The organism is Streptomyces sp. NPDC002467 (assembly GCF_042889825.1).
Lineage (GTDB): Bacteria > Actinomycetota > Actinomycetes > Streptomycetales > Streptomycetaceae > Streptomyces.
Genome location: NZ_JBIARJ010000015.1, coordinates 228235 through 244429, shown reverse-complemented (window position 1 = coordinate 244429; position 16195 = coordinate 228235). Strand labels below are relative to the sequence as shown.

10 protein-coding genes are annotated in these 16195 nt (G+C 74.0%); 5 read left to right on the top strand and 5 right to left on the bottom strand.

Features of this window, described 5'->3' with window-relative positions; genetic code table 11:
• Nucleotides 1-378 precede the first annotated feature (378 nt).
• Complete coding sequence (locus ACFYYJ_RS28740) at nucleotides 379-2166, top strand: glycoside hydrolase family 3 N-terminal domain-containing protein (RefSeq protein ID WP_389136675.1); 1788 nt, start codon at nucleotides 379-381, stop codon at nucleotides 2164-2166.
• A 71-nt stretch (nucleotides 2167-2237) separates the two neighbouring features.
• Here ACFYYJ_RS28740 and ACFYYJ_RS28735 read toward each other — a convergent pair whose 3' ends face one another.
• Nucleotides 2238-3683, bottom strand: a complete 1446-nt coding sequence (locus ACFYYJ_RS28735; protein WP_385364292.1) for a S28 family serine protease — start codon at nucleotides 3681-3683, stop codon at nucleotides 2238-2240.
• Between the two features lie 84 nt (nucleotides 3684-3767).
• Complete coding sequence (locus tag ACFYYJ_RS28730; RefSeq protein WP_385133700.1) at nucleotides 3768-4199, bottom strand: hypothetical protein; 432 nt, start codon at nucleotides 4197-4199, stop codon at nucleotides 3768-3770.
• Between the two features lie 254 nt (nucleotides 4200-4453).
• On the opposite strand from ACFYYJ_RS28730, the gene ACFYYJ_RS28725 reads away from it, so the two are divergent.
• On the top strand, nucleotides 4454-5008 hold the full coding sequence (locus tag ACFYYJ_RS28725; RefSeq protein WP_385133698.1) for an EF-hand domain-containing protein: 555 nt from the start codon (nucleotides 4454-4456) through the stop codon (nucleotides 5006-5008).
• A 16-nt stretch (nucleotides 5009-5024) separates the two neighbouring features.
• On the opposite strand, the gene ACFYYJ_RS28720 is transcribed toward ACFYYJ_RS28725, so the two are convergent.
• The 3 genes from ACFYYJ_RS28720 to speB all read right to left on the bottom strand — a co-directional run bounded on the left by ACFYYJ_RS28720 (nucleotide 5025) and on the right by speB (nucleotide 11710).
• The gene (locus ACFYYJ_RS28720) at nucleotides 5025-8861 is read right to left on the bottom strand and encodes an ABC transporter ATP-binding protein (RefSeq protein WP_389136671.1); all 3837 of its coding nucleotides are present in this window, start codon (nucleotides 8859-8861) and stop codon (nucleotides 5025-5027) included.
• A 152-nt stretch (nucleotides 8862-9013) separates the two neighbouring features.
• Complete coding sequence (locus ACFYYJ_RS28715) at nucleotides 9014-10699, bottom strand: thiamine pyrophosphate-binding protein (RefSeq protein WP_385133693.1); 1686 nt, start codon at nucleotides 10697-10699, stop codon at nucleotides 9014-9016.
• Nucleotides 10700-10747: 48 nt separating this feature from the next.
• A complete protein-coding gene (gene speB / locus ACFYYJ_RS28710; protein WP_384755051.1) occupies nucleotides 10748-11710 on the bottom strand; it encodes an agmatinase in 963 nt (320 codons plus the stop codon).
• Nucleotides 11711-11826: 116 nt separating this feature from the next.
• Here speB and ACFYYJ_RS28705 point away from each other — a divergent pair, with 116 nt between their 5' ends.
• The 3 genes from ACFYYJ_RS28705 (at nucleotide 11827) to ACFYYJ_RS28695 (ending at nucleotide 16113) form a co-directional block, all read left to right on the top strand.
• Complete coding sequence (locus ACFYYJ_RS28705; RefSeq protein ID WP_389136666.1) at nucleotides 11827-13713, top strand: helix-turn-helix domain-containing protein; 1887 nt, start codon at nucleotides 11827-11829, stop codon at nucleotides 13711-13713.
• Nucleotides 13714-13880: 167 nt separating this feature from the next.
• Complete coding sequence (locus ACFYYJ_RS28700; RefSeq protein WP_385133977.1) at nucleotides 13881-14390, top strand: hypothetical protein; 510 nt, start codon at nucleotides 13881-13883, stop codon at nucleotides 14388-14390.
• Between the two features lie 175 nt (nucleotides 14391-14565).
• On the top strand, nucleotides 14566-16113 hold the full coding sequence (locus tag ACFYYJ_RS28695) for a hypothetical protein (protein ID WP_389136663.1): 1548 nt from the start codon (nucleotides 14566-14568) through the stop codon (nucleotides 16111-16113).
• Nucleotides 16114-16195 lie beyond the last annotated feature (82 nt).

Here is a 16195-nt window from a genome sequence, read left to right as displayed (position 1 = left end):
TCCGCTGCCGCTCCCCGTTCGACGCCCGAGGAGGTGCCCCGGCGCGCGCCCGACCCCGACGGCCCACTCCCCGGCCCGGGCCAGGGTGCCGCTGCGCGGAGCCGGTCCCCTACCCGCCCTTCCACCGTTCCCCGGGACTCCGCCCCGGACCCCGGTCCTCAAACGCCGGCGAGGCTGGATGGGGCCCGCTCGCCCGTAGGGCAATTCCAGCCCCGCCGGCGTTTGAGGCGCGGGCGCGGAGCGCCGTAGGGGTGGCGCACGGTGGACAGGGGTGGAGCCCCCGCGACGACCTCGGGCTCGGTGGGGTGGGGTGGTGGTGGGGCGACACGCCGGGGACGCGCGCGGGTGGGGCGGGAGGGCGGGAGTAGGGTCCGGCGCGTGTCGTACCTCGCCTCGCGTCGGAACCTGCTCGCCGCGGCCGCAGTGGCCGCCGTCACGGCCGCCGGCGGCGGCTCCGCGGCCGTGGGGGCCCACCACGCCCCCACCCCCCGCCCGCCCGGGAGGGCAGGGGCAACGCGTCGCCTCCTCGACGGGATGAGCCTCGCGGAGAAGGTCGGGCAGCTGTTCGTCTCGCGGGCGTACGGTCACTCGGCCACCGACCCCGACCCCGCCGACGCCGAGCAGAACCTGGCCCTGTTCGGTGTCCGCACCGCCGCCGAGCTGGTGGCCCGCTACCACCTCGGCGGGATCATCTACTTCGCCTGGGCCCACAACACCCGCACCCCGCACCAGATCGCCGCGCTCTCGGCCGGCCTCCAGGAGGCCGCCCGTACCACCGGCCCCCGGATCCCGCTCCTGCTCTCCACCGACCAGGAGCACGGCATCATCGCCCGCATCGGCAAGCCCGCGACCCTCCTGCCGGGCGCGATGGCCCTCGGCGCGGCCGGTTCCACCGCCGCCGCCGAACGCTCGGCCCGCATCGCCGGCGCCGAACTCGCGGCCATGGGCATCCGCCAGGACTACGCCCCGGTCGCGGACGTGAACGTGAACCCGGCCAACCCGGTGATCGGCGTACGGTCCTTCGGGTCGGACCCGCGGGCCGTGGCGGCCCTGGTCGCCGCCCAGGTCGGCGGCTACCAGAGCGCGGGCGTGGCCGCCACCGCCAAGCACTTCCCCGGCCACGGGGACACCGAGACCGACAGCCACCTCGGCCTGCCGGTGATACGGCACAGCCGCGCGCAGTGGGAGGAGTTGGACGAGCCGCCGTTCCGGGCCGCGGTGCGGGCGGGCGTGGACGCGGTCATGACGGCCCACATCGTCTTCCCGGCACTCGACCCCTCGGGCGACCCGGCGACCCTCTCCCGGCCCATCGTCACCGGCATCCTGCGCGAACGCCTGGGCTTCCGGGGCGTGGTGGTGACCGACGCCCTGGACATGGCGGGGGTCCGCCAGAAGTACGGGGACGAACGCGTCCCGGTGCTGGCCCTGCTGGCCGGCTGCGACCAGCTGCTGAACCCGCCGGACCTGCCGCTCGCGTACCGGAGCGTGCTGGCGGCGGTGGAGTCGGGGGAGCTGAGCGAGGCGCGCGTCGACGAGTCGGTGTCGCGGATCCTGGAACTGAAGGCCCGTCGGGGCCTGTTCGGGGCCGGGGCGATGCCCGCGGAGGGCGTCGTGGACGCCACCGTCGGGGTCCCCGATCACCTGGCCGCCGCCGACGAGATCGCGGCCGCCACGACGACCCTGCTGGCGAACCCGACGGGCCTGCTGCCCTTCGACGCGGGCGAGGCGCCCCGGCTGCTCGTCACGGGCACGGACCCGGTGTCCCCCACGGGCACGACCGGACCCACCACGGCCGTTCTGGCGCGGGAACTGACCGCCCTGGGCTGTCGGGCGACGGCGGCGCCGCCCGCGCGCGCGGTGGCCGCGGCCGCCGGTCAGGCGGCGGTGCTCGTGTGCACGTACAACGTCCCGGAAGGGGAGAGCGCCCAGCGCACACTGGTCGCGGACCTCGTGGCCACCGGGGTGCCGGTGGTCCTGCTGGCGGTCCGCAATCCGTACGACCCGGCCCGGCTGCCCGACTGCGCCGCCGAGCTGGCGACGTACTCCTGGACGGACGTGGAGATGCGGGCGGCGGCCCGGGTGCTCACCGGGGCGGTACGGCCCTCGGGCCGCCTCCCCGTCCCGGTGCCGGGCCGCTACCCGCTGGGCCACGGTCTGACGTACTGAAGGACGTCAGACCGCGGCCCCGAGGGCTGTGCACGCAGACCTACGGACGCAGGCCTGCGGACGCGGGAGACCTACGGGCGCAGCTGCTGGTCCCGCCGGGTTTCCGGCTGGTCCAGGAACGCGTCCGGCGCCGCCGGCGGCTGCGCCGCCGACGCCGCGCCGCCCGCGAGGGAGGGCGCGGCGGCCGGAGCCACCCCGGCCCACTGCTGGATCTTCGCGGTGGCCAGCGCCTTCTCGCCGTCGAGCAGCTTGGCGACGTTGGCCCCGTGGTTGGCGCCCGGCGCGATCATGACGTAGCTGTCGCGCACCCCGTAGCCGAGGTGGAACGGCTCGGAGCCCCACGGGTCGTTCTGCCCGTACACGAACAGCATCTGGTTGGCGTTCTTGCGGACCCAGTTGTCCACGTCCCGCATGGCCGACGGCTGGAAGGTCATCGGGATGTCGCGGGGCACGAAGTTGCGCGGCGGCTGGTAGCCGTAGCGGCTCAGGCCCGCCAGGTGCGGCTGCTTGATGTCCGGGGAGCCGAGCTGGGTGCCCGCCTGGTAGTAGTACGGCGTGTACGTCTCCAGGCCCTGGTCGGCGTAGGCGGAGAAGCCGGAGATCGTGTCGACCGTGTCCCAGATCTCCTGGTCGCTCGCGGTGGCGGCGGTGGGGATCGTGGCGCAGTCGGCGAGCAGGCTGTACTGCCAGAAGGCCCACACGTAGTCGAGCACGACGGCCTCGTAGGCCTTGTCGAGGTTGCCGACGGTGTTGAAGGTCCAGCCGTTCTCGGCCGCGGCGGCCGCGTACTTGGCCTCCAGCGGCTCACGGCGTACGAGCGCCTCGCGCTGCACGGCGTTCAGCTTGTCGCGGCACTCCTTGGTGCCGACGCCCGCGAAGAACCGGTCGTAGGCCGAGTCCTCCTTGTTGACGACGTCGTTGGGCGCGACGTACGCGACGACACCGTCCATGTCGCGCGGGTAGAAGCGCTCGAAGTACGTCGCCGTCATGCCGCCCTTGCTGCCGCCCGTGGCCAGCCAGTTCTTCGTGTAGATCTTCTTCAGGGCGGTGAAGAGGCGGTGCTGGTCGCTGGCGGCCTGCCAGATGGTCAGGTCGTCCCAGTTGGCCGGGTCGGGCCGCGAGGGCGTGAAGAATCGATACTCCAGCGACACCTGGTTGCCGTCGACGATGGTCGTCGGCTCGCTGCGGCGCGGGCTGGTGTTGACGTTGTAGCCGGACGTGAAGAACACCGTCGGGCGCGACACGTCCTTGTGCAGCAGGGTCAGGCGCTGCTTGAAGGTGCCCTTCCACGGCTGCCGGTGGTCGACCGGCTGCTCGTAGTTCAGTACGAAGAAGCGGTAGCCGGGGTACGGCTTCTCCTCGATCAGGCTCATCCCGGGAATGCCGAGGATCCGGTCCTTGATGTCCGCGGCGGCGGCCGGCTCCGCGGCTGTGGCCGCTTGTGCCGTGAAGCCGGCCGCGCCCATGGTGCCGATCAGCACCACGAGCGACAGCAGCCATCCGAGCGTCTTGCGCATTCACCCTCCCCTTGAGTTCACTTCGGTCGCCGTGAACCTAGCGGGGTCAACGCGCCGCTGACCAGACCCAGTTGGGTCGCTCCCTCAGCACAGGATCCAGCCGGAGCCGGCCGATCCGGTCGATCCGGCCCCCACGGCGCCCTTCACGTACACGCACCGGTTGATCGCGCCGACCGTGACGGGGCCGGCGTAGCGGGTGAACCGCCCCGCGTCGCGTACCGGCGCTCCGCCGCGCGGCTGGATGCTCACCGCCATCTCCCGCCGCGCCCCCGGGACCCGCGCCACGGCCAGCGCACAGGCCTGCGTACGGGTCTTGTACACGCGCACCTCGCCCGTCTCGAACGGCACGGTCCGCACGAGACGGCCCCCGCAGAGCCCGCCCCACGCCCCGGTACCGGCCTGGGCGGCGTGTGCGGCCGTCCCCGTGAACAGCCCGCCGACGCCGAGCCACAGCGCCGCCGCGAACACCCCCAGGGACACCACCCCCCGGCCGCGCCCCCACCTCCCCTTGAGCATCCCGTCCCCCATCGCTCGTACGTGCAACGCGCACGCACGTACGACGCCCGGACCCCCGGGAAGGTTGCGGTGGGCAACGGCTCGGGCCGCCGCGTTCACGTGGGGTTCACATCGCGCGGGCGATACCTCGTACGAGTGCACGCGCGCCTTCCGGGTGGCGGAACGCGATCGCCCGATCGAGCCGGACACTACGCTGGGTGGCCGATCGACCGCACGACGTAGCCGTGAGCGACGTAGCCATGAAAGGCCATGACATGACGACCGACCTGCTCGACCGCAAGCTGGAGCGCGCCTTCACGCACCTGGACGCCGACAACAGCGGCGTGATCGACGAGCACGACATCATCGCGCTCGGCTCCCGGCTGCTGTCGGCCCTCGGCGAGCCGGCGACCTCCCCGAAGGCCGACGCGGTGATGGGCGGACTGGTCGACTTCTGGCAGGAGCTCTTCACCGAGCTGGACGTGGACCGGGACGGCAAGCTCACGCCCGAGGAGTACTCCCTGGGCATGACCCGGCTGTACAAGGACGGCGGCGCGGCCTACGACCGGTCCTTCCGTCCGATGATCGAGGCGATCCTCACGATCGTGGACACCAACGGCGACGGGCGGATCAGCCCCGAGGAGTTCCTCAAGGCCCAGACCGCCTTCGACACCGAGCTGGCGCAGGCCGACACGGAGGCCCTTTTCGCGAGGATCGACAAGGACCACGACGGCTTTCTGTCCGTGGACGAGCTCCTCGACGCCGTCCGCGAGTACTACACGGGCAGCGACGAGGACGCCCCGGGCAACCTGCTCTTCGGCGAACTCTGAGCGGTATGGGGAGCGCTCAGGCGGCCGCCCGCTCGTCCTCCCCGACGAAGGTGCGCCACAGCTCTGCGTACCGGCCGCCGCGCGCCAGGAGTTCGGCGTGGCTGCCGTCCTCCACGACCCGGCCGCGGTCCATGACCACCACCCGGTCGGCGCGGGCAGCGGTGGTCAGCCGGTGGGCGACCACCAGGGTGGTGCGCTTGCCGGCGAGGCGGTCGGTGGCCTGGTTGACCTGGGCCTCGGTCGCCAGGTCCAGGGCCGCGGTGGCCTCGTCGAGCAGCAGTACGTCCGGGTCGACGAGCTCGGCGCGGGCCAGCGCGATCAGCTGGCGCTGCCCGGCGGAGAGGTTGCGCCCGCGCTCGGCGACCGTGTGCAGGTAGCCGCCGTCGAGCGTGGCGATCATGTCGTGGGCGCCGACCGCGCGCGCGGCGGCCTCCACCTCGGCGTCGCCCGCGTCGGGCTTCCCGTAGGCGATGGCGTCGCGGACGGTCCCCGGGAAGAGGTACGACTCCTGGGGGACGACGCCCAGCCGGTGGCGGTAGCCCGTCAGGTCGAGCTCCCGCAGGTCGGTGCCGTCCGCGGTGACCCGGCCCGAGGTGGGATCGTAGAACCGGGCCACCATCTTGACCAACGTGGACTTGCCGGCCCCGGTCTCGCCGACGAAGGCGACGGTCTGCCCGGCGGGTATCCGCAGGTCGATTCCGGCCAGCGCCTCGCCCTTCTCGCCCCGCTCCTCGGCCGTCCCGTACTGGAAGCGGACGTTCTCGAACGCGATCTCCCCGCGCAGCTCCGACACCTCGCGGGGCGCCTCGGCGTGCGGGGTGGTGGTGGGCTCGCGCAGCAGCTGCTGGATGCGGCCGAGGGAGACGGTCGCCTGCTGGTAGCCGTCGAAGACCTGGGAGAGCTGCTGGACGGGGGCGAAGAACAGGTCGATGTAGAGCAGGTACGCGACGAGCGCGCCGGTGGTCAGCGTCCCGGCCTCGACCCGGCCCGCGCCGACGATCAGCACGGCGGCGGCCGCGCCCGAGGACAGCAGCTGCACGAAGGGGAAGTAGACGGATATCAGCCACTGCCCGCGGACCCTGGCCTCGCGGTACGAGTCGCTGCGCTCGGCGAACCGGGCGGCGCCCGCGTACTCGCGGCGGAAGGCCTGGACGATGCGCAGCCCGGACACGGACTCCTGGAGATCGGCGTTGACGAGGCTGACGCGGTCGCGGGCGAGCTCGTACGCGGCCACGGACTTGCGACGGAAGACGATCGTGCCGACCACGAGCACCGGCAGGGTCGCGAAGACGATCAGCGCCAGCTCGACGTCGAGGACGAGCAGGGCGACCAGGATCCCGAAGAAGGTGAACACGGAGACGACCGCAGTGACGAGTCCGGTCTGCAGGAAGCTCGACAGCGAGTCCACGTCCGTGGTCATCCGGGTCATGATCTTGCCGGTCAGTTCGCGCTCGTAGTAGTCGAGGCCGAGGCGCTGGAGCTGGGCGAAGATCTTGAGGCGGAGCGAGTACAGGACCCGCTCGCCGGTGCGGCCGGTCATCCGGGTCTCGGCGAACTGCGCGGCCCACTGCGCGACGACGACGGCGAGCGCGAGCCCGGCGGCCACCCAGACGGCGCCGAGGGCGGCCTGCTCCACGCCCTTGTCGATGCCGTGCCGGATCAGGATCGGCAGGAGCAGCCCGGCGCCCGCGTCGAGGGCGACGAGGGCGAGGCTGATGGCGAGCGGCGCCCAGAAGCCGCGGAGGAGACGGCGCAGGCCGTAGCTCTCCTCGGCGGCCGCGGCGCGGTCCTCGTCCACGGCGGGTTCGTCGTCGGCGGGCGGCAGCGCGGCCACCTGCGCGAGCAGTTCGGGGGTGGCGGGCATGCCGGCGACGGCTCCGGCCATGGAATGCCCGGCGCCGGGGGCTCCGGTGCCGGCGGCGGGCGCCTTCGGACCGGCGGCCTGCGTTTCCTCCCGGCGCCACAGCTCGGGGGTCACCCCGTCCACGACGCGGCGCTTGGCGTTGACGGGCTCGGAGTCGATCTCCGCCTCGATCTCCAGGTCCTGTTCGAGATCCCGCTCGAACTCGGCCATGGCGGGGGCGTCCGGGGTGCGCGGGGAGCCCGCGCCGAGGGCGTCGGGGTCGGTGAGCAGCCGCCGGTACAGCGCGGAGCCGCGCTCCAGTTCCTCGTGGGTCCCGATGTCGGCGAGCCGTCCGTGCTCCAGTACGGCTATGCGGTCGGCCAGCGCGAGCGTGGAGCGGCGGTGGGCGATCAGCAAGGTGGTCCGGCCCGCCATGACGGAGCGCAGGGCCTCGTGGATCTCGTGCTCGACCCGGGCGTCGACGGCGGAGGTGGCGTCGTCGAGGAGCAGCAGGCGGGGGTCGGTGAGGATCGCGCGGGCGAGCGCGATGCGCTGCCGCTGGCCGCCGGAGAGCGTGAGTCCCTGCTCGCCGACCTTGGTGTCGTAGCCGGCGGGCAGGGCCTCGATGAACCCTTCGGCCTGTGCCGCGCGTGCGGCGGACCGGATCTGGTCCTCGGTGGCCTCCGGGTGCCCGTAGGCGATGTTCGCCCGGATGGTGTCGGAGAACAGGAAGGAGTCCTCGGGCACGAGGCCGATCGCCCCGCGCAGGGAGGCGTAGGTCAGCTCGCGCACGTCGTGTCCGCCGACGCGGACGGCGCCGTGGTCGGCGTCGTAGAACCGGGGCAGCAGCAGCGAGACGGTGGACTTCCCGCTTCCGGAGGCGCCGACGACGGCGACGGTCTCCCCCTCCTCCACGGTCAGCGAGAACCCGTCGAGGACGGGGCGCTCGGGGTCGTACCCGAAGCGGACGTCGTCGAACTCGACGGTCGCGGGCGCGTCCGCGGGCAGCTCGTGCTCGCCCTCGCGGATCGCGGGCTCGGTGTCGATGAGCTCGAAGACCCGCTCCACGCCGGCGCGGGCCTGCTGGCCGACGGTCAGCACCATGGCGAGCATGCGGACGGGCCCGACGAGCTGGGCGAGGTAGGTGGAGAAGGCGACGAAGGTACCGAGGGTGATGTGCCCGTTGGTGGCCATCCAGCCGCCGAGGGCCAGCATCGCGACCTGCCCGAGGGCGGGTACGGCCTGGAGGGCGGGGGTGTAGCGCGAGTTCAGCCGGATCGTGCGCATCCGGCCGGCGAAGAGCCTGCGGCCGGCCTCGCGCAGCTTCCCGCTCTCCTGCCGCTCCTGCCCGAAGCCCTTGACCACGCGTACGCCGGTCACGGCGCCGTCGACGACGGTCGCCACGGCGGCGGCCTGGCCCTGGGCCCACCAGGTGGCCGGGAAGAGCTTCTTGCGGCTGCGCTTGGCGATGAACCAGAGCGCGGGGGCCATGAACAGCGCGACGAGGGTCAGCAGCGGGGAGAGCGCCAGCATGATCCCGAGGGATATCCCGAAGAGCAGGAAGTTCCCGATGGTCATGGGCAGCATGAACAGCAGCCCCTGGATCAGCTGGAGGTCGCTGGTGGCCCGCCCGATGACCTGCCCGGTGGACAGCTCGTCCTGCCGCCGCCCGTCGAGGCGGGCGATGGTGTCGTACATGTCGGTGCGCAGGTCGTGCTGCACGTCGAGGGCGAGCCGCCCGCCGTAGTACCGGCGTACGTAGGTGAGGCCGTAGACGAGGACGGCCGCGCCTATGAGCATGCCGGCCCAGGGCCCCATGGGCTTGCTGTGATCGCCGATGACGTCGTCGATGATCACCTTGGTGACCAGCGGCACGAGCGCCATGACGGCCATGCCGGCCAGGGAGGACCCGAGCGCGAGCAGCACATTGGCCTTGTACCGCCAGGTGTAAGCGGTCAGCCGCCTGCCCCACCCCTGTTTGTCCCCAGCCGCTGTCTCTGCCGCCGCCACGTGAGGCCTCCCCGTTCGTCCTGTCCTGCCGGAAGCGCCAACGCCCCGACCGGCGGATTTCATCCCGCCGCAACAATTCGAACGTGTACGCCCGGAGGCTCCGGCGCACGGCGGGCGCGCCCGAATGCGCGGGGCCTCCGGCGCAGCCGGCTCTAGAGGTGCGTCGGCGCGAACATCCGGAGCGTGGCCGGGAGCACCAGCACCGAGGGGCCGGGGGTGGTGAGGGACTTCTTCAGGTCGTCCTTCAGGGTTTCCGGGCTCGTCGTGGCGGCCGGGACGCCGAAGGACTCCGCCAGGGCCACGAAGTCGGGGCGGGTGAGCTCGGTGGCCGTCGTACGGCCCTCGAAGGAGGCGGTGTTGTACTCGCGCAGGATGCCGTAGCCGCCGTCGTCCACGATCAGCCAGGTGACGTCCAGGTCGTGCTGGCGGGCGGTGGCCAGGTCGGCGACCGAGTACATCGCGCCGCCGTCACCGGAGACCGCGAGGACGGGGGTGTCCGGTTCGGCCACGCACGCGCCGAGCGCGGCGGGGAAGGCGTAGCCGAGGCCGCCCGCGCCCTGGGCCGAGTGCATGGTGTTGGGGTGCTTGGCGTCGAAGGCCGACCAGGCCCAGTACGACAGGATCGTCATGTCCCAGAAGGACGGCGAGCGGGGCGGCAGGGCCGCGCGGATCGAGGTCAGGAGCCGCTGCTCCAGGGCGAGGTCCTGCGGGGCGAGGCGCTCGGCGACCGCGGCGAGGAGCGCGCGGACCCGCTCGGGGGCCTCGTCGTCGGGCCGGGACTCCACCGTTTCCAGCAGGGCCTGGAGGGCGAGGCGGGCGTCGGCGTGGATGCCGAGGGCCGGGTGGTTGGACTCCAGCTTGCCGAGGTCGGCCTCGATCTGGACGACCCGGCCGGTGGGGAAGAACGTGTGGTAGTTCGAGGACAGCTCGCCCAGGCCCGAGCCGACGACGAGCAGGACGTCGGCGTCCTCCAGGAAGTCCGTCGTGTGGCGGTCCTCCAGCCAGGACCGGAGCGACAGCGGGTGGGTCCACGGGAAGGCGCCCTTGCCGCCGAAGGTGGTGACGACGGGGGCGTTCAGGCGTTCCGCCAGCTGCCTGAGCTTGCCGGAGGCGTCGGCGCGGACGACCCCGCCGCCCGCGATGATCACCGGGCGTTCGGCCTTCGACAGCCAGTGGGCGGCCAGCGCGGTGAGCTCCGGGCGCGGGGCGAGCTCGTGCGGGGTCGCGTCGACGCCGGTGACCTGCGGGATCAGCGTCTCCGCGCGCAGCACGTCCTCGGGGATCTCCACCCAGACCGGACCGTGCGGGGCGGTCAGCGCCGACTCCCAGGCCTCGGCGATCACGGAGGGGATCTGGGAGGGGGTACGGGCGGTGTGGACCGACTTGACCACCTCGCGGAAGGAGGCGGCCTGGTCCCGCAGCTCGTGCAGGTGGCCGCGCCGGCCGCCGCCGAGGCCGGGGGTCGGGACCTGGGAGGAGATCGCGAGGACGGGGGCCGACGCGGCCGCCGCCTCGGCGAGGGCGGGCAGCGCCATGAGGGCGCCCGGGCCGGTCGACAGGAGCAGCGGGACGGCCTCGCCGGTGAGCCGGCCGTACGCGTCGGCGGCGAAGGCCGCGTTGTTCTCCGTACGGAGCCCGATCAGGCGGAGGTCTGAGCGGCCGACCGCGTCGAAGAGGGCGAGGGCGTGCTGCCCGGGCAGTCCGAACACGGTGGTCGCGCCGAGCGAGCGCAGCGACTCCACGACCAGGTCCCCGCCCGTCCGCCCGGGCGGCGGCGCGAGTGCGGCCGCCGTCTGGGCTTCGGTGGGACGGAGTACCAGGTCGTGGTCGTGCGTCACGTGCGTGCGTGCCCTTCGTGCTGTGCTGCTCGGGCCGCCCGCTTCGCCTTACTTCGCCTTGGAGGCGGCGATCTGACGGCTCATGATCGTGGTCAGCTCGTACGCGGTGTGCGAGGCCGCGACCGAGGTGATCTCCGCGTGATCGTACGCCGGGGCGACCTCGACGACGTCGGCCGAAACCAGGTTGCAGGAGGACAGACCCCGGATGATCTCCAGGAGCTCGCGGGAGGTCATGCCGCCGGCCTCGGGGGTGCCGGTGCCGGGCGCGTGGGCCGGGTCGAGCACGTCGATGTCGATGGAGATGTAAAGGGGGCGGTCGCCGATGCGCTGGCGCAGCTGGTCGGCGACCTCGTCGGCGCCGCGGCGGTAGACGTCGGCGGAGGTGACGATGCCGAAGCCCATCTTGGCGTCGTCGTCCAGGTCCTGCTTGCCGTAGAGCGGGCCGCGGGTGCCGACGTGGGACAGCGCCTCGGTGTCGAGGATGCCCTCCTCGACGGCGCGGCGGAACGGGGTGCCGTGGGTGTACTCGGCGCCGAAGTAGGTGTCCCAGGTGTCCAGGTGCGCGTCGAAGTGGAGCAGCGCGACCGGGCCGTGCTTCTTGGCGACGGAGCGCAGGAGGGGCAGGGCGATGGTGTGGTCGCCACCGAGGGTCATCAGGCGGGAGCCGGCGCCGAGCAGCTCGTCGGCGGCGGCCTCGACCGTCTCCACGGCCTCGTTGATGTTGAAGGGGTTCACGGCGATGTCGCCGGCGTCCGCGACCTGGGCGAGGGCGAAGGGGGAGGCGTCCTGGGCCGGGTTGTACGGACGCAGGAGGCGCGAGGCCTCGCGGATCGCGTTGCCGCCGAAGCGGGCGCCGGGGCGGTAGGAGACACCGGAGTCGAAGGGCACGCCGACGACGGCGACGTCGGCGGAACCGACCTCGTCGAGGCGGGGCAGCCGGGCGAAGGTCGCGGGGCCCGCGTAGCGCGGGATGCGGGAGGAGTCGACGGGTCCGCGCGGCTGCGTGCTCATGGCTGTGCCTCTTTCTCTGGCCTGACGTGTGCGGTCCTTCGAGCGTAAGCGGATGCCGATGGGGCGCGAAGTGTACGTTTTATCCACTGCCCCTTCTCGACCTGTACGGAGTATCCATGCGGCCGTCCCCCGGTGATGCGGAGCGATCGGGCACGCGGCCCACGCCGCCGACGGAGCCGGTGCGACTCGCCGCGCTGCTGGGCACGGAGGAACTGGGCCTGCGACTGCTGGCGGGCGCGGGCCCGGGCCCGGGGGGCATCGCCGAGGTGGACGTCCACGGCGTCCACGCCTCGGAGATGGCGGACCCGTCCCCCTACCTGCTGGGCGGCGAGCTCCTGCTGACGGCGGGCACGGACCTGGCGGGCCTCGCGGAGGCCGGGGCCGGGGCTGCCGGGGTTGATGCCGCCGAGTACGTGGAGCGGCTCGCGCGGGCCGGGGCGGCGGCGCTCGGGTTCGGGGTGACGCCCGTGCACGAGGTCGTGCCGCAGGCCCTGCTCGACGCCTGCGACCGGTACGGGCTGCCGCTGCTGGAGGTGCCGCCGCGGACCCCGTTCACGGCGGTCGCCCGCGCCGTCTGGCGGCTGATGGCGCAGGCCCGCACCCGTGAGCTGCGCCGGGTGACCGAAGCCCAGCAGTCCCTGGCGGCGGCCGCGGCCCGCCCCGATCCGGTCCCGGCGGTCCTGTCCCGCCTCGCGACGAGCCTGGGCGGGTGGGCTGCCCTGCTGACCCAGGAAGCGGGGGCGGCAACCGGCTCCCGGCCGGGCACGGGCACCGGCCGGGGGGCGGGCACCAACCCGGGCGGGGGCACCGGCGCCAGGACCCAGGCGGGCGCCGAGACCGTCGCCGACGAGGGCGCCGGCGCGGCTGCCGGGGCCGGGACGGACACGGCCACGAGCCCCTGGACGGCCGCGGGCGCCGGAACCGGGGCAGGCGCGGGCGCCGGAACCGGGGCAGGCGCCGGAACCGGAACCGGGGCAGGCGCGGGCGCCGGAACCGGGGCAGGCGCCGGAACCGGAACCGGGGCAGGCGCGGGCGCCGGGGCCGGGGCGGGCACCGGGGCGGGCACCGGGGCGGGCAGGGGACACCGGGAGGGCGCGACCGGGGCCGGGGAGCGGGGCGGGGTCGTACTGGTTCCCGGGTTCCGCCCGGCCAGGGCACCGGCGTCGGCGGGGGGCGGGTTCCAGCCCGGGGAGGAGGTACTCGGGGCGCTGGCCGCGCTCGCGGAGCGGGTGGGGCGCGGGGGCGTCGCGACGGCCACCGACACCCTCGGCGGGACGCACCTCGCCGCCTACGCCGTCGGCGGCGGACACGTGCTCGTACTGGCCACCCCCGCCCGCACCCCCGGCGACCACACCATCGCCTCCGTCGCGGTCGTGCTGCTGAGCCTGCTCACCGCGCGTCGCCCGGCCGGTTCGGAGGCCGCCGCACTCACCCGGCTCCTCCTCGGCGGTGACCCGGCACAGGCCATCACCCCCGGGCCCTGGTACGTCGTCCACGCCCGCGGCGCCGCCGACCCGCACGTCCTGGCGGCCGCGCTGGGAACCGTACTGCTGGACCCGCGCGGGGACGACGTACGCCTGCTCACCGAGCGGGAGCCCGCCCCGCAGTCGGGGTGGCGCCTGGGGGTGAGCGCCCCGGCCGGCCCGGAGGCCCTGGCGGCCGCCGACGCCCAGGCCCGGCGCGCGCTCCAGCGCGCCGAGGCCGCCCGCACCCCGCTCGCCCGGCACGCGGACCGCGGATTCGCGGGGCTGGTCGGCGAGGCCGAGGCCCGCGCGCACGCCGAGGCCCTCCTGGCCCCGCTGAACCCGACCCTCCGCGCCACCCTGCGCACCTGGCTGGCCCACCACGGCAGCTGGGACCGCACCGCCGCCGCCCTCGGAGTCCACCGCAACACGGTCCGCCAGCGCATCGCCCGCTGCGCCGCCCTCCTGGACCGCGACCTCGACGACCCGGACACCCGCATGGAGCTCTGGTTCGCGCTCCGCCAGGCCCCGGAGGGGTGAGCGGCCCGCGCAGACTCGCCGACGGTGTCACCCCCACCGGCGCCATCCGTACGCCGGACACCTCAACCCGCGCATGGCTCCGCTGCCGGCGTGACATGGCTGAGTCCGCGACGTGGCCCGGAGGCCCGTCGCGCACTCGTCTCAGCCTCCACCGAAACGGAGATTCCATGCGACGCGTCCTCGCGACCGCGCTCCTCACTCTCGTCGCCAGTGCCGCCGGCACGGTGACGGCCACCGCCCAGGGCGAACACTTCATCGGGGCGATCACCTGCACGAAGTCGCTCACCTCGGGCCTCACGTGCAGCGGCAAGGCGGCCGGTCTGGGCAACCGCCCCACCGCCGCCTTCCTCACGGCGGATTCCGTCCAGGCCGAGTACATCTGCGTGAACCGGGGTGGCAACACCGCTCCCGGCCAGGGCACCGAGTTCAACACCGTGGTCGGCCCCACGAGGAACTTCAACCCGCGCAACGGCCAGATCACCTTCACCAACGTGAACCTCCCGATCCCGGAGGCTCCCAACTCGCGGGACGTGTGCCCCAACGGGAACTGGACCGTCAACCTCACCCGGGTCGAGTACGACAACGTCGTCCTCCACATCCAGCAGGGCGGCACCGACATCCTCTTCAAGAACCTCGGCGACGTCGTGATCCCGCCGGAGGGCACCGTCGTGTTCTGACGTTCGGCCCCGGGCCGAAGGCAGGGCCTCTCGGCCCGCTCGTGGGAGGCGAACCCCTCCGAGCGGCGCCGGGAGGCCCTGCCTCGTCGTGCCCACGCCCCCGCACGAAGCGTGCGCCCACGGCGACCGCACAAAGCCCTCGCGGGCCGGCCGTCACCGCTGCGACGATGTCCCGATGCCCTCCGACCTCCCCGAACAGCGTCCCGAACCGCTCCGCGAGCACCGGCTCCGCGAGCCCTGGCTGCGCGGCATCGCCTCCAATGCGGCCGCTCCGCCGGACGTCCTCGTACGGCTCCTCGACCCGGCCGCCCGCGAGGTCTGGACGGTCCTCTGCGAGGAGCGCGACCTGCCCCCGGCCGTCGTCGACGCGGTGCTCGCCCACCCCGAGCGTGCGGTCCGCCGCGCCTTCGCCCGCAACCCCCATGCCGATCCCGCCCAGCGCGGCCGGCTCGTGCACGACCGGGACTCGCTGGTGCGCGGCACGCTCGCCGGGGGTCCCCGGCTCCGGTCGGGCAGGATCCGCCCGCTGCCCGACGAGGTCATCGAGGCCCTGCTGACCGCGCAGAACGATCCGGCCCTCAACACGCACGTCACCGCGAACGAGATCTGCTGGGAGCTTGAGGCCTCCCGGCAGATACCGCTGCCCTTCCGCCGCCGGCTGCCCGAGCACGCGGACCCCGCGCTCCGGGTCTACGCGACCTACTCGTGGGGGGTCCTGACCCCCGCGCAGCGCACGGCCCTCCTGGCCGATCCGGACCCCGTCGTACGCGAGGCCGCGCACGGGGCCGCGCACCGCGCCTCCCACCGCCTCGACGCCGAGGCCATGGCGGCCGAGCTGCCCGAGCAGGACGGCCACCACCGGTCGGACCTGCTCATGAACTGCGCAGTGTCCCGGCGGGTGATCGAGGCCTGTCTGGCCGAACGCCGGAACCTCTACGAGCTGGCCTACAACCGCCGCACCCCCGCCGACGCCGTGGCCCGCCTCGCCCGGGACCCCGATCCCGAGGTCCGCGCGGCCGTGGCGGCCCGTGCCGACATCGACCCGGCGCTCCTGGCGGAGCTGGCCGAGGACCTCGACGAGAAGGTGCGCACGCGCGCACGGATCCACCCGCTGCCCCGCACCTGGGCCCAGCGCGACGTCCTCGACCACGCCGTCTTCCACAGCTTCGGCTGCGCCTGTGCCATCGTCGACGGATACCTGGAGCAGGAGGGCGACTGGTACACCGACCGCGCCCGCTCCGAGTACGCGCCCATGCGCCGGATCGCCGCCACCTACCGGCTGCTCCCCGCCGAGCTGGTGGAGGCGCTGGCCGCGGACCCGGATCCGGAGGTGCGGCACGCGCTGGCCTGTCACCACCCGCTCGCCCCTCCCGCGCTCGTGCTCGACAGCTTCCTCACCCACCCCCCGCAGCGCCCGCACCTGATGACGCTGCCGAACCTGCCCCGTACCGGGCTCGGGCACCTCCTGGACCACGAGGACGCGGAGGTCCGCGCGCTGGCCGCCTCCGACGTCACGGCGGCCGAGCCGCCCCTACGGCTCCTCGCCGATCCGGAGGCCCGCGTACGCAGGGCCGCCGCCGCGAGTCCGCTGCTCCCCGCCGAGCTCCTCGCGTCGCTCCTGGAGGACCCGGCGACTGCCGAGGGCGCCGCGGCCAACCCGAACCTGCCCGCCGCCCGCCTCCACGGGCTGCTGGACCGGCTCGGCGTGCCGGTGCTCGGCTGATCCCCGTCGCGCAGTGGCGTACCGCACTCTGGACAGCGGGGACAACTCGCCGGTAACTTATTCTGAGCAAGCGCTTAGATTC

Bases quoted from the DNA above. Each gene is read 5' to 3' on its own strand.
- ACFYYJ_RS28700 (WP_385133977.1), top strand. From the start codon at position 13,881: ATGCGACGCGTCCTCGCGACCGCGCTCCTCACTCTCGTCGCCAGTGCC.
- ACFYYJ_RS28730 (WP_385133700.1), bottom strand. From the start codon at position 4,199: ATGCTCAAGGGGAGGTGGGGGCGCGGCCGGGGGGTGGTGTCCCTGGGG.
- ACFYYJ_RS28725 (WP_385133698.1), top strand. From the start codon at position 4,454: ATGACGACCGACCTGCTCGACCGCAAGCTGGAGCGCGCCTTCACGCAC.
- ACFYYJ_RS28695 (WP_389136663.1), top strand. From the start codon at position 14,566: ATGCCCTCCGACCTCCCCGAACAGCGTCCCGAACCGCTCCGCGAGCAC.
- ACFYYJ_RS28705 (WP_389136666.1), top strand. From the start codon at position 11,827: ATGCGGCCGTCCCCCGGTGATGCGGAGCGATCGGGCACGCGGCCCACG.
- speB (WP_384755051.1), bottom strand. From the start codon at position 11,710: ATGAGCACGCAGCCGCGCGGACCCGTCGACTCCTCCCGCATCCCGCGC.
- ACFYYJ_RS28735 (WP_385364292.1), bottom strand. From the start codon at position 3,683: ATGCGCAAGACGCTCGGATGGCTGCTGTCGCTCGTGGTGCTGATCGGC.